At 66.6% G+C, this 13,850-nt stretch carries 11 protein-coding genes; 6 read left to right on the forward strand and 5 right to left on the reverse strand.

Features of this window, described 5'->3' with window-relative positions:
* The first annotated feature begins 22 nt into the window (after positions 1–22).
* A complete protein-coding gene (locus AB8808_RS15300) occupies positions 23–1,402 on the forward strand; it encodes an alpha-L-fucosidase (RefSeq protein WP_369930492.1) in 1,380 nt (459 codons plus the stop codon).
* Here the strand turns inward: AB8808_RS15300 and AB8808_RS15305 are convergent.
* From AB8808_RS15305 to AB8808_RS15315, 3 genes are all read right to left on the reverse strand, one after another.
* A complete protein-coding gene (locus AB8808_RS15305; protein ID WP_369930493.1) occupies positions 1,386–2,441 on the reverse strand; it encodes a glycosyl hydrolase family 18 protein in 1,056 nt (351 codons plus the stop codon). The genes AB8808_RS15300 and AB8808_RS15305 overlap by 17 nt on opposite strands.
* Positions 2,438–4,036, reverse strand: a complete 1,599-nt coding sequence (locus tag AB8808_RS15310; RefSeq protein ID WP_369931270.1) for an alpha-L-fucosidase — start codon at positions 4,034–4,036, stop codon at positions 2,438–2,440. Before AB8808_RS15310 ends, AB8808_RS15305 begins: the two co-directional genes overlap by 4 nt.
* 96 nt (positions 4,037–4,132) lie before the next feature.
* Complete coding sequence (locus tag AB8808_RS15315) at positions 4,133–6,862, reverse strand: TonB-dependent receptor (RefSeq protein WP_369930494.1); 2,730 nt, start codon at positions 6,860–6,862, stop codon at positions 4,133–4,135.
* Positions 6,863–7,212: 350 nt separating this feature from the next.
* On the opposite strand from AB8808_RS15315, the gene AB8808_RS15320 reads away from it, so the two are divergent.
* From AB8808_RS15320 to AB8808_RS15340, 5 genes are read left to right on the forward strand one after another with little or no spacing between them, the layout of a single operon-like run.
* Positions 7,213–8,235, forward strand: a complete 1,023-nt coding sequence (locus AB8808_RS15320) for an aldo/keto reductase (protein ID WP_369930495.1) — start codon at positions 7,213–7,215, stop codon at positions 8,233–8,235.
* A complete protein-coding gene (locus AB8808_RS15325; protein WP_369930496.1) occupies positions 8,232–9,065 on the forward strand; it encodes an amidohydrolase family protein in 834 nt (277 codons plus the stop codon). Before AB8808_RS15320 ends, AB8808_RS15325 begins: the two co-directional genes overlap by 4 nt.
* On the forward strand, positions 9,062–9,859 hold the full coding sequence (locus AB8808_RS15330) for an SDR family oxidoreductase (protein WP_369930497.1): 798 nt from the start codon (positions 9,062–9,064) through the stop codon (positions 9,857–9,859). Before AB8808_RS15325 ends, AB8808_RS15330 begins: the two co-directional genes overlap by 4 nt.
* A gap of 10 nt (positions 9,860–9,869) precedes the next feature.
* Positions 9,870–10,733, forward strand: a complete 864-nt coding sequence (locus AB8808_RS15335) for a fumarylacetoacetate hydrolase family protein (RefSeq protein WP_369930498.1) — start codon at positions 9,870–9,872, stop codon at positions 10,731–10,733.
* The gene (locus AB8808_RS15340; RefSeq protein ID WP_369930499.1) at positions 10,727–12,046 is read left to right on the forward strand and encodes an enolase C-terminal domain-like protein; all 1,320 of its coding nucleotides are present in this window, start codon (positions 10,727–10,729) and stop codon (positions 12,044–12,046) included. The genes AB8808_RS15335 and AB8808_RS15340 overlap by 7 nt, the downstream gene beginning before the upstream one ends.
* A 74-nt stretch (positions 12,047–12,120) precedes the next feature.
* On the opposite strand, the gene AB8808_RS15345 is transcribed toward AB8808_RS15340, so the two are convergent.
* Both AB8808_RS15345 and fucP read right to left on the reverse strand, forming a co-directional pair.
* Entirely contained in the window at positions 12,121–12,474 is a 354-nt protein-coding gene (locus AB8808_RS15345) for an L-rhamnose mutarotase (RefSeq protein ID WP_369930500.1), read from the reverse strand.
* Positions 12,471–13,772 carry an L-fucose:H+ symporter permease gene (fucP, locus tag AB8808_RS15350; RefSeq protein ID WP_369930501.1) on the reverse strand — a complete coding sequence of 434 codons (1,302 nt, stop codon included), beginning with the start codon at positions 13,770–13,772 and terminating at the stop codon, positions 12,471–12,473. Before fucP ends, AB8808_RS15345 begins: the two co-directional genes overlap by 4 nt.
* Positions 13,773–13,850: the final 78 nt, after the last annotated feature.

The following is a 13,850-nucleotide window of genomic DNA, read 5'->3' on the forward strand; positions in this document are numbered from 1 at the left end:
GCCTGTGCTGGAGTGCCTGCCCATGTCGACGTCCGTTCCGTTCCGCCGCCTGAAGACCTGCCTCGCGACGGCGCTGCTGGCGGCCCTGCCGGGCATCGCGCCGGCCGAGTCGTTCACCGACGTCAAGCCGTCGCCGCAGCAGGTGGCCTGGCAGGACCTGGAGTTCGGCGTCATCGTGCACTTCGGCACCAACACCTTCCTCGACCGCGAGTGGGGCGACGGCACCGCGTCGCCCAGCGTGTTCAACCCCGACAAGGTCGATCCCGACCAGTGGGCGCGCGCGGTCAAGGCGGCCGGCGTGCGCTACATGGTGCTGGTGGCGAAACACCATGACGGTTTCGCCCTGTGGCCCACCGACCAGACCGATTATTCGGTGAAGGCCAGCCCGTGGAAGGGCGGCAAGGGCGACCTGGTGCGCATGGCGTCCGACGCGGCGAAGAAGAACGGCCTGGGCTTCGGCATCTATCTATCCCCCTGGGACCGACACGATCCGCGTTACGCCAACGCCGCTGCGTATGACAAGTACTACCTGTCCGAGCTGGAAGAACTGGTGCAGCACTACGGACCGCTCACCGAGTGGTGGCTGGACGGCGCCGGCAGCGCGGGGCATGTCTACGACTTCGCCAGATACGTGGAAACGCTGCGGACCTACCAGACCAACGCGATGATCTTCGCCGATGTCGCCCTGTTCGACTACGGCGACATCCGCTGGGTCGGCAACGAGGACGGCGTGGTGCAGGGCGAAAACTGGAACGTCATCGACCGCCACGGACAGCTTCGCTGGCGGCCCCTGGAAGTGGACACGCCGCTGCACAAGGGCCACTGGTTCTACAGCTCCAGGCCGGACTTCGGCACGTCGCTGAAGACCGTGGACGAACTGATGGACAACTGGGAAAGCAGCGTCGGCCACGGCGGCCAGCTGATGCTGGGCGTGGCGCCGGACACCCATGGCCTGTTGCCCGAGGCCGACGTGCGCCGGCTGGCCGACTTTGGCAAGGCGCTCAAGGCACGCTACGGCGATGCGGCCAACCTGGTGGCCAAGCACGCGCCCACCGACGCCAACACCGCGGCGGCGCTGGATGACGATCCGTCGACGTTCTGGTCCGCACCGAACGGGTCGGCCAACGCCACGCTGGAGGTGGACCTGGGTCGCGAGGTCACCTTCGACCGCGCCATGACGATGGAATGGCTGGACGGCGGCCAGAACGTGCACGGTTACGCGGTGCAAATCTGGGACGGCAACGGATGGAAAACCGTCGCCCAGGCCCAGGCGATCGGTCACATGAAGATCGATCGCTTCGCGCCGGTTACCGCACGGCGCGTCCGCCTGAACATCCTGTCCGCCGTGGGCACGGCGCGCATCCGCGAGTTCAAGCTGTTCGCGGTCAACGCACCGCGTTAGGCAGCTCGTCCCAGATTTTCGGGTCTTCCGAACCCAGCACCCAGGCGCAGAAGCCCTCCAGCCCGTATTGCTTGACCACGTCGTAGCGGTCGCGGAAGGCGCGCGCATCGGGCAGGAACACCCACTCGCGCATCTGGTCGCGGTAGAAGTAGAACCACGACTCGTGCTCCACCGGATCCCACTGCATGGTGACGCCGAACTGCTTCGCCAGCGGGAACGATTCGTCGGCATCGATATAGGTGCCGGAGATGTTCGAGTTTTCCTTGCCGTCCGCGCCCACCGGGTTGCCGGTGAACCAACGGTAGCCGTACAGGCCGATGCCCAGCGACAGCTTGTCCTTGGGCACGATCTTGATCGCGTACTGCAGCTGTTCCATCACCCAGGGCATGCCCGCCACCGGGCCCGGCGTGGTCCAGCGCGTGTGCTGGTCGTAGGTCATCAGGCAGACCAGGTCGAGCACCTTGGACAGCTCCTTCAGATCGTACGCGCCACGCCAGTATTCCCACATCCACTTGCCGAAGGCGCCCTGCCCAGCATACCCCGGTGCATTGGGGACCACGGCCATGCTCAGCTTCAGCCCGTTCTTGTGCAGCGCCTCGTAGGTCTGGCGCGTGATCAGGGTGAGCGCGTCGCGATCGGTCCAGGCGATATTCTCGAAGTCGAACTGGTAGCCGACGAAGCCGTGCAGCTTCGCCTGTTCGATCATGCTGGCGATCATCGCCTTCTTCGCGGTTTCGTTGGTGAGCAGCGCGTGGAACTTGGCGCGGTCGCCCGCAGCCGACACGATGGGCATCACCGGCAGCTTGTGTGCCTGGGCGATCTTCAACACGTAGTCGTCGGGACCACCGGAGACCAGGCCGTTTTCGTCCACGCCGTACCAGGTGGGCACCAGCAGGTCGATCTTGTCCACGTGCGCCTCGAACGAGGCCACCGATTTCTGCGTGCCCATCAGGTAGAACAGCGCCACGGGCGCCTTGGCGAACGCGGCCAGCGGCAGCGAGAACAGGCCGGCGACAATGAGGAGTTTCCAGCGATTCATGGGGAAGCCTTGGAGGTAGTCGGTGTGGCCAGCGTGATGCGGTACACGTACGCGTCGCTGCCGACGGGATGGGAGGAAACCCGCAGGTGAAGCCCGGTGCCGTCCTGGGTGAAGGGCACGTTGCTACCGTCAGCGAGCAGCTCCACTTTCGACACGGCGTCGGTCGGCTTGATCGCGTGCACGGTGGCCTTGCCGGCCGCCGGCCAGCCAAGTTCGATCGCGTAGAGCTTGCCGTTGCCGGTGGTAAAGCGGAAATCGTCGGCGGTGAACGGCTTGGTCTTCGTATCCTGGAACGTGCCGCCGATGACCTCGGTGGGGCCTTCGCCGTACACCCGCCACGGCTTGCTGCCGTAGATGGCCTCGCCGTTGACCTTCAGCCACGCACCGATGCCGCGCAACGTATCCTGCGCGCCCTGCGGGATGGTGCCGTCCGCGCGCGGCCCGATGTTGAGCATCAGGTTGCCGTTCTTGGAGACCACGTCCGCCAGCAGGTGGATGATGACCGTGGGCGACTTGTAGGTGTCGTGGTCGATGTAACCCCACGAGGCCTCGCTGACCGACGTGTCGGTCTGCCAGTGCGTGGCGTGGATGCCGGTGAGCTGCCCGCGCTCGATATCCAGCGTGCCGGCGCCCTCGGGGAAGTCACCCAGCTTGTAGTTGACCACCACGCCGTCGCGTTTCGCGCCTTGGTTGTAGTAGTACGACAACAGGGTGGGCAGCGTGTTGCGGAAGGTCGGGTGACCGATCCACCAGTCGAAGTAGATGATGTCCGGGTGGTAATCGTCGATCAGCTCCGCCGTGCGGGCCAGCCAGTCGTCCAGCCAGGCCTGCGAGACGAAGGTCCAGTCGTCGGCCAGGTTCTGGTCGTCCTTGCTGAGGTGGTCCACCGCCGGCCCGTAGAGCCCGGCATTGGCGGGATCGTTCACGTCTGAATCGAAGTGGCGACCGCCATCGAAGAACCAGTCGTGCTCGGCCCGGTGGGACGACACGCCGAAGCGCATGCCCTGCGCACGGATCGCCTTGGCCAGCAGGCCGATGACGTCGCGTTTCGGGCCCTTCTGCACCGCCGTCCACTCGGACAGCTTCGAGTCGTACATGGCGAAGCCGTCGTGGTGCTCGGCCACGGGCACCACGTAGCGTGCCCCCGCCTCACGGAACAGCGCCGCCCAAGCGTCCGGATCGAACCGCTCCGCCTTGAACATCGGCACGAAATCCTTGTAGCCGAAACGCGACTGCGGGCCATAGGTGGCCACGTGGTGCGCGAATTCCTTGGTGCCCTGCTGGTACATGTTGCGCGAATACCACTCGCTGCCGAAGGCCGGCACCGAGTAGACACCCCAATGGATGAAGATGCCGAACTTGGCGTCGTCGTACCAGGCGGGCGAGCGGTAGCCCTTCAACGAAGCCCAGTCGGGCCGGAACGGGCCCTTGGCGACGTCGGTACCGACATGATCGAGGATGGCCTTGCGCGCCGGGGCGAACCGGGCGGTGGCCTGCTGCCAGCGCAGGTCCTGTACCTGCGGGGACACGGTGCCGGCGGTGGGCGCCGTCGCTTCGCCCGCATGGGCGGCACCGAACGCCAGCGCCGCCACCATGAGGGGGACCAGGGATCGTCGCACCATCGAAAGCACTCCTCGTTCCGTAAAAAAACCCGGCGGCGCCGCAGGGAGACGATCGCCGCCGGTAGCGCGCTAAAGCTTGAAGTTCAGGGTCATCGAGTACGTACGGCCGCTCTTGTACTCACCGATCGGAGCGTACTTGATGTCGGCGTACTGGTAGTACGTCGAATCCAGCAGGTTGGTCGCGCTCAGCGTGACGCCCATCCATTCGTTGACCTGGTAGGACGCGCTCAGGTCCAGTTCCTTGTACGCATCGGCGAACACGTTGGAATTCAGGCGACCCACCTGGGTGAAGTACGGGGAACGGCGGCTGTAGTTGATGCGCGCCGACCACGGACCGTGCTCGTAGTAAGGGATGATGTTGACCGTGTTCTTGGACAGGTACGGCAGGTTGAGCTTGCCGCCATCGGCCTGGGTCTGCGTGGTGGCCTTGCTGTACGTGTAGTTGGTCTGGATGCCGAAGCCGTAGCCCAGGTCCTGCTGGTAGATCAGCGACAGCCCCGAGACCTTGGCGTTGGACGCGTTGACCGGTGAGGTCACCTGGTACAGGTTGGTCTGACCCGTGGTCGGATCGGTCAGCGAGCGCTCGCTGGTGGTCGTCACGATGTAGCTGTCGATCTTGCGCACGAAGCCTTCGACCGAGAGCAGGCTGGCCGGGGCGAAATACCACTCCGCCGACACGTCGAAGTTGGTCGACTGGTAGGGCTTCAGGTCCGGGTTGCCGGCGCTGGCGGTGAAGTTGCCCGTGGATGCGCCGTTGAGCGACGTGGCACCGGCGAGGTCACCGTAACGCGGGCGGGCGATCACCTTGGCGATCGACGCGCGCAGCACCTTGTCCTCGTCCAGGTCGTAAGCGACGTTGAGCGAGGGCAGCGGCTTGTAGTAGTGCGTGGTGTTCGACACGGCGCTGTACGTGCCGCCGTTGTTGTTCACGTAGTAGTTGGAGGTGTCCTTGGTGTCGACATAACGCACGCCGACGTTGCCGCGCCACTTGCCAGATTCGAAGTCCAGCTGCAGGTAGGCGTCCTTGGTGATCTCCGCCACGCCGAAGATCGACGGGTAGTTGATGGTGTACGGGCCCTGCGGCTGCGACTTCAGGTAGTTGACCACGCTGCTCTGGCTGGCCGTGGCCCAGTCGGTCATGTTGCCGCTGGCGTGCAGGCCGTCGTACAGGCCGCTGGGGGTGGAACCCGGATCGAAGTCCGTCAACGACACCGGATCGGTGGTGTTGATGCGGTTGCCGCGCGACTGCGTGCCGTTGAAATGGTTGGTGTACTTCACGCCCATTTCGATCTGGTTGATCGGGCCCCACGACAGGTCGCGCAGCGCGTCGAACTGCGCGTAACGCTCGCGGTCGGTGGTCTGCTCGTAGTAGATGCCACCGGCCTGGTTCTGGCCCGGCAAGGTCGGATCGCCCGGGGGCGAGTTGGCCGGCGAACCCGGCAGGCCCCAGTTGGCGGCCGAGCCGTTGTCGTAGTTGGTGCTGGTGTTGCGGCCGTCGTAGCCGAAGTTGTAGCCGCCGTTCTTCAGCAGGTACTTCATCAGGTACTCGGGGTCCTTGCCGCCGCTGGCGCTGGTGTAGCCCACCTGGCTGGTGAACTGCCACTCGTCGCCGGTGAAATCGTGGCGCAGGTTGATGCTCTTGGTGGAGACTTCCGTCTTGCGGTAGTTGGTATCCAGCTCGGCATACGGCTGGCCGTTACCGGTGTTGGGCGACACCACGCCATTGGTGATGTAGCCGTTGCTGTTGGTGATGCTGGTCAGCTTGTTGAGGTCGCCGCAACCCGGGCACACATAGCGCGCCTCGCTGAAGTTGTCGTACTTGCCCTTGACGTACAGGCCGGTCAGGTTGAATTCGTTGTGATCGTCCGGGCGCCACTGCAACGTGGACTGCAGGCCGTTGCGCTCACGGGTCTGCTGGAAGTAGTCGCTGTTGATGCCCACCGGGATCTTGGAATTGGCGTAGTTCGGGTCGCCGGTCACCGTGGGGTTGCTGGTGATCTTGTCGCCCGTGGTGTAGCCGAAGAATTCGATACCGGCGCGCGACAGGTTTTCCTTGTCGTGCGTGACGCTGGTCAGGAAGCCGAGCGTGCTGTCGTCGTTCTTCCAGCTCCACAGCGCCGAGGCGCGCGGGTTGCCCTGTGCGGAACGGTCGTTGTAGTTGTAGCCGAGCGAGCCGCGCAGCGTGTTGGCCGGCAGGTCCAGCGGCTTGCGCGTCTGGATGATGACCGTGCCGCCGATGCTGCCTTCGTCGATGTGCGCTTCGGGCGACTTGTACACCTGCATGTTGCCGATGATCTCGGGCGACAGCAGCGAATAGTTGAACGTGCGGCCGCTGGTGTCGGTCGGGTTGCCGCCCCAGTCGCCCGAGGCGATGGTCTGGCCGTTCAGCAGCACGCGGTTGAGCGCGGCGTCGGTGCCGTTGACGCTGATCTTCTCGCCTTCGCCGAACTGGCGGTCCACCGTGATGCCCGGGAGGTGCGACAGCGACTCGGCCGCGTTGGTATCCGGGAACTTGCCGATGTCGGTCGCGCTGATCGCATCCACCACGGCGTTGGCGTTGCGCTTGATGTCGATCGCCTTCTCCAGGCTGCCGCGGTAACCGGTGACGGTCACGGCCTGCAGCGTCGCAGCCTGCTTTTCAGCGGCGCGTTCCTGGGCGGTCTTGGCCGCATCCGGCTTGTTCGGGTCCGCGGGCGCGCTGGCGGGCGCGGCGGGGGGTGTCGTGGTGTCCTGTGCGTGCGCCGCGGCGGCGAATGCACAAAGGATGCTGGCGCACAGCAGGGTCTTGTTGATGGTCATGCGGATGTTCTCCCCCAAACTCTTCTTATTCCGGATGCTGGCGATCCGCCCGGCAGGCAGTGCGCTTCGTCCGTACGGAACCGCAACCGTCGGCGACGGCGCGGGCTAACAGCCCATGTATTCGTGGCACGCGTCATCGACCCCTCGCCGACAACGTTGTCATCCCTGGTGTGTCGCTACCTACCATCCGTTCACTGGCGAACGCAGTATTCAGATATGTTTCGCACGATTCAAGTTGCGCTGCAACAAAAATTTCATCGCGCCGTCACCTGTACACGGGTTCACCTATAAACGTAGTATTTATACCTGTGCAGGCGATACCGTCTGCCGTGTGTTTCCCTGGAGCCCCCATGCCGCTGCCGTCCGCGAGCCCGACCGCCACTGTGCCGCCCGCCCGTTGCGCCACACTTTCGTCGCTGGCCTTCGGTGGCGCGCCGGTGGGCAACCTCTACACCGAGGTGGACGAGGCCGAGGCGCTGCGAACCCTCCGGCAGGCGTGGGAGGGTGGCATCCGCCACTTCGATACCGCGCCCTATTACGGCTTCGGCCTCAGCGAAAGCCGTATCGGCGAGGCGCTGGCCGATCTGCCGCGCGACAGCTACGGGCTGTCGACCAAGGTGGGCCGGCTGGTCGAGGATGCTTCCGGCCGCCACGGCGACCAGGACGGCTTTGCCGTGGACGGTCGCGTCGCGCGTTTCGACTATAGCCGCGACGGCGTGCGTCGCAGCTTCGAGGCAAGCCTGCGTCGCCTGCGCACCGATCGCATCGATATCCTTTTCCTGCACGACATCGGCGCGCTGACGCACGGCCCTCGGCATGCCGAGGTACTGGCACAGGCCCTCGACGAAGCGCTGCCGGAAATGGCACGCCTGCGCGACGAAGGCGCGGTCGGCGCCATCGGTATCGGGGTCAACGAGGAAGCTGTCTGCCTCGACGTCATGGCCCGCTTCCCGCTCGATGCGATCATGCTGGCCGGTCGTTACACGCTGTTCGAACAGACCGCCAGCACGCGCGTGATGGCGAAGGCCCAGGCCGACGACGTGGCCATCCTGGTGGCCGGTCCCTACAACTCCGGCCTGCTCGGCAACGCCGACCATCCCGGCGCTACCTACGATTACGCACCGGCGTCGCCCGCCGTACGCGAGCGCGCGCAGCGTTTCTACGACGTGTGCCGGCGCACGGGCGCGGACGTCGGTGCGGCCGCCCTGCACTTCCCGCTGGCCCATCCCGCCGTGGCCAGCGTCGTCTGCGGCCTGCGTTCGGTGGCGGAAGTGGACACCGCGCTGCGGCGTCGCGCCGCCGACGTGCCTGCTGCGACATGGCGGGCGTTGATCGACGAAGGCCTGCTTGCGCCCGGGGTGCCCACGCCATGATCGTCGACGCACATCGCCATTACTGGGATCCGTCGCGCCTGCATTACGGCTGGCTGGCGAATGCACCGCCGTCGCTGCAAGCGGCCTTCCTGCCCGACGATGCCGGCGCGCCGACGGATGCCTGCTTCCTCGTCCAGGCCGCGCCGGACGAACGCGAGACGCGCTTCCTGTTCGAACTGGCCCGCGCACGGCCCGAGGTGTTGGGCGTGATCGGCTGGATCGACATGGAAGCGGCCGATGTCGGTGCGCGCCTGGACTGGCTGCTCACGGACGGCCAGGGCCTGCTCTGCGGCATCCGCCCGATGGTGCAGGATATTCCCGATGTCACCTGGCTGGCCTCGCCAGGGCTCGACCGGGCGTTCGATCACCTGCGCGACCGCGACCTGGTCTTCGAGGCCCTGGTCGACGGTCGCCACCTGCGCACGCTGTCGATGCGACTGGCCCGGCATCCGGGCCTGCGCACGGTGATCGACCATGCGGCCAAGCCGGACATCACCGGCGGCGGCTTTGCCGAATGGGCCGGCGCCATCGCGCGACTGGCGCAGATGCCGGATGTGCACTGCAAGTTCTCCGGCCTGCTCGACCGCACCGGCGCCATCGCGGATCCGCGCGCGCTGGAACCCTACGTAGGCCACCTGTTCGAGACCTTCGGCGCCTCGCGCCTCATCTGGGGCAGCGACTGGCCTGTGGTCACCACGCACGCTACCTACGACGCCTGGAAAACCGTGGCCCGCGCCTGCGTGCTGCGTCATGCCCCCCATGCCGAGTCGGCCGTTTTCGGCGACAACGCCATCGCTCTCTACTCCGCCGCATCGAGGTCTTCCCCATGACATCGTCCGCCCGTTCCGGCCGCCTGGCCGGCAAGCATGCCCTGATCACCGCTGCCGGCGCCGGCATCGGCCGCGCCACCGCACTGGCCTTCGCCGCCGAAGGCGCCACCGTGCTGGCCACGGATATCGACGAGCAAGGACTGGCCGGACTGGCCGCCGCGCTCGACGAGCACCTCGCCGCCACGCCGTCGGCCGTGCGGGGTGCCTTGCGCACGCAACGCCTCGACGTGACCGATGCGGCGGCGATCGCAGCGCTCGTCGCCGACGCGGGCCCGCTGGACATCCTCTTCAACTGCGCCGGCTACGTGCATGCGGGCACCCTGCTGGACACGGACATCGACGCGTGGCGCCGTTCGTTCGCGATCAACGTCGACAGCATGTTCCATACCTGCCGCGCGGTGCTTCCGGGCATGCTGGAACGCGGTGCGGGCAGCATCCTCAACATGGCGTCCGTGGCCTCCAGCATCAAAGGCGTCCCCAACCGCTTCGCCTACGGCACCAGCAAGGCCGCGGTCATCGGCCTCACGCGCTCCATCGCCGCCGATTACGTCGCCCGTGGCATCCGTTGCAACGCGATCTGCCCCGGCACGGTGAAAACGCCCTCGCTGGGCGACCGCGTGCGCGCACTGGGCGGCGACGAGGACGCCGCATGGCGTGGCTTCACCGAGCGGCAGCCGATGGGACGCCTGGGCGATCCGCAGGAGATCGCCGCGCTGGCCCTCTACCTGGCCTCCGACGAATCGTCGTTCACCACCGGCACCGTCCACGTCGTGGACGGTGGCATGTCGAACTGAAGGAACACCCATGAAACTCGTACGTTATGGACAACCGGGGCAGGAGAAGCCCGGCATGATCGATGTCGACGGCCAGCTGCGCGACCTGTCCGGCATCGTCGACGACCTGTCCGGCGCGACGCTGGGCAACGCCTCCTTCGCGCGCCTTGCCGCCCTCGATCCCGCATCCCTGCCCCTCGTCGCGGGCCAGCGGCGTTTCGGCACCCCCGTGGCAGGCGTCGGCAAGATGATCTGCGTGGGCATGAACTACGCGGACCACGCCGCCGAGACCGGTGCGCCGGTGCCGGAGCAGCCGGTGCTGTTCATGAAGGCCACCACCGCCATCGGTGGCGCGAACGATACCGTGGTGATTCCGCGCGACTCGGTCAAGACCGACTGGGAAGTGGAACTGGGCGTCGTCATCGGCGAGGTCGCGCGCGACGTGTCGCTCGACGATGCCATGCGGCATGTAGCCGGCTATGCCGTCATCAACGACCTGTCCGAGCGCGAGTTCCAGCTGGAACACGGTGGCCAGTGGGTGAAGGGCAAGAGCTGCGACACCTTCGGTCCGATCGGCCCCTGGCTGGTCACCCGCGACGAGGTGGCCGATCCGCAGAACCTCTCGCTGTGGCTCGAGGTCAACGGTCATCGCTACCAGAACGGCAACACGCGCACGATGGTCTACGGCGTGGCCTACCTGGTCAGCTACATCAGCCGCTACATGACGCTGATGCCGGGCGATGTGATCAGCACCGGCACGCCAGCGGGCGTCGGCCTGGGCCTGAAGCCGCCCACCTACCTCAAGCCCGGCGACGTCATCGAACTGGGCATCGAAGGGCTGGGGCGCCAGCGCCAGGATGTGGTGGCGCATCCGGGAGACCGCCGCGCATGGTGAACATCACGGCGCTGGACACGTACGACGTCCGCTTTCCGACCTCGCTGGACCACGACGGCTCCGATGCGATGAACCCCGACCCCGACTATTCGGCGGCCTACGTGGTCATCCGCACCGACAGCCCCGATGGCCTGGCCGGTTACGGGCTGGTGTTCACCATCGGCCGCGGCAACGACGTGCAGACGGCGGCGCTGGCGGCGCTCGAACCGATGGTGGTGGGGCGCACGCTGGACAGCGTGATCGATCACCTGGGCGACTTCGCGCGCGAGCTAAACGGCGATTCGCAGCTGCGCTGGCTGGGCCCCGAGAAAGGGGTGATGCACATGGCCATCGGCGCGGTGATCAACGCCGCCTGGGACCTCGCCTCGCGCCGTGCGGGCAAGCCGCTGTGGCGTTTCATCGCCGAAATGAGCCCCGAACAGATCGTCGCGCAGATCGACTTCCGCTACCTCACCGATGCGATGACGCCCGAGCAGGCGCTGGCGATCCTGCGCGAGGCCGAGCCGCACAAGCAGGCGCGCATCGCGCAGCTGGAAGCCGAGGGTTACCCCGCCTACACCACCTCCCCCGGCTGGCTCGGCTACAGCGACGCCAAGATGCAACGCCTGGCACGCCAGGCGGTGGCCGACGGTTTCCGCACGATCAAGCTGAAAGTGGGCCTGCACCTCGAAGACGATATCCGCCGTTGCCGCCTCGCCCGCGAGACGGTCGGCCCCGACATCGCCATCGCCGTGGACGCCAACCAGCGCTGGGACGTAGGCACCGCCATCGACTGGCTGAAGCCGTTGGAAAGCGTGGGCCTGGCCTGGGTGGAAGAACCCACCAGCCCCGACGACGTGCTCGGCCACGCGGCCATCCGCCGCGCGGTGGCACCCACGCCGATCTCCACCGGCGAGCACGGCCAGAACCGCGTGCTGTTCAAGCAGCTGCTGCAGGCCGAGGCCGTCGACCTGATCCAGATCGACGCCGCGCGCGTGGGCGGTGTCAACGACAACCTGGCGATCCTGCTGCTGGCGGCGCACTTCGGTGTGCGCGTCTTCCCGCACGCCGGCGGCGTGGGCCTGTGCGAACTGGTGCAGCACCTGGCCATGGCGGATTTCGTGGCCATCACGGGGGAAAAGGAAGATCGCGCCATCGAGTTCGTCGACCACCTGCACGAGCACTTCGTCGATCCCGTGCGCATCGAACGGGGTCGCTACCGTGCGCCATCCGCGCCGGGCTTTTCCGCGCAGATGCACACGAGCTCGGTGCGCGACCACCTGTTTCCCGATGGGATCGTGTGGCGTAGCCTGCCGCTCGTCGCGGGCGCCTGACACCACGCCAACGCCCGGCCGGCGCCACCACTAGCGTGGCGGCGGCCTCCGTCGCGATCGCCGGAAGACGGCTTTCAGCTAGCCGCGCAGGCCGCGAGGTCGAAGATCCGCTGCATCGGCACCCATTTCTGCCCCGCAGCGGCCCACGGCAGCGGCTGCTGGAATGTCGACATCAGCGCTTCCCACGCCTGCACGCGATCGCTGGCGGCATCGGCCGCGGCCTTTGCCGCGCCGTCGAAATGCGGGGCCACGCGCATCAGCATCACCAGCCGGTTGCCCGTGCGGAAGATCTGCATGTCCAGGATGCCGGCCGTGCGGATGGATGCCACCACTTCCGGCCAGATGAATTCGGCCTGGTGCCAGCGCTCGTATTCGGCGATCGACGCGGGATCGTCGTACAGGTCCAGCGCGAGGCACTGCCAGTTCATGCGACTACCGCCCGGGCACCCGCGCGTCGCCAGGCGAACAGGAAGATGGCGACGAAGCACAGCATCGGCACCAGCATGGCGTGGGCGATGCCCAGGCGATCCGACGTGGCACCCATGACGGCCGTGACCACAGCGCCACCGACAATGGCCATGACCAGCAACGAGGCGCCGAACTTGCGTTCGGTGTCGCCACGGCCCTCCACGCCCAGCGCGAAGATGGTCGGATACATGATCGACATGAAGAAGCTGGAAGCCACCAGCGCGTAGATGCCGACGTGGCCGGGCACGAAGGCGGCCACCGCCGCCAGCACCACGTTGATCAGCGCGAACGTGCGCAGCACATGCGCCGGACGCAGGTACTTCATGATGGCGGCGCCGGCAAAGCGTCCCGCCATGAAGCACAGCAGCGCGGCGGTGATGTAGTTGGCCGCCGCCTTGTCCACGGTGCCCGGCATGGTGGCCTGCGCGTAGCGGATCATGTAGCTGAAGACGGCCACCTGGGCACCCACGTAGAAGAACTGCGCGACCACGGCCGACATGAAGCGACCGTCACGCAGCAGGCGACCGAGCACGCCGCGATCCACCGGTCCCGCGGATTCCGCTTCGTCGACAGACGTGCGCGGGAACCGGGTGATGGCGATGAGCGCCGCCCAGGCGATGACACCCAGCCCGATCACCAGGTAGGGCATCTGCACGGCCGCCGCTTCGCTTTTCATGTAGGCCAGATGCGCCGCGGCATCCATGGCGGCCAGCTGCTCGGGCGAGCGTTCCACGCCGCTGAAGATGAATTGCTGCCCGATAAGCACACCGGTGATCGAGCCCAGCGGATTGAATGCCTGCGCGAGGTTGAGCCGGGAGGCGGCCGACTCGCGTGGGCCCAGCAGCGTCACGTAGGGATTGGCGGAGGTTTCCAGGAAGGCCAGCCCGGCGGCGATCACGAACAGGCCGACGAGGAAGGTGCCGTAGGTGGCCGTGGCCGCGGCGGGCCAGAACAGCAAGGCACCGGCGCCGTAGAGCAGCAGGCCGAATACCACGGCCGGTTTGTAGCCGAAGCGCCGCATGAACATGCCGGCCGGCAGCGCCACGAGGAAATAGCCGAGGTAGAAGGCGCTCTGCACCAGGCCGGCATCGAAGTCGGACAGCGTGAACGCTTTCTTGAACTGGGCCACCAGCACATCGTTGAGGTTGTTGGCCACGCCCCAGAGGAAGAACAGGCTGACGATCAGCACGAGCGGGAACAGCGGGGCTCGCGCCAGGGCGCGCGTCGGGGTCGCCGTGATCGGCGTGTGCTGCTGCATGCGATGTCTCCGCTGACATGGCCCGGGACGCGGGATGTGCAAATATGAACTTATTATTCACCAGCATAACAAGCTGCG

It is taken from the genome of Xanthomonas sp. NCPPB 2632 (genome assembly GCF_041228075.2).
GTDB lineage: Bacteria > Pseudomonadota > Gammaproteobacteria > Xanthomonadales > Rhodanobacteraceae > Luteibacter.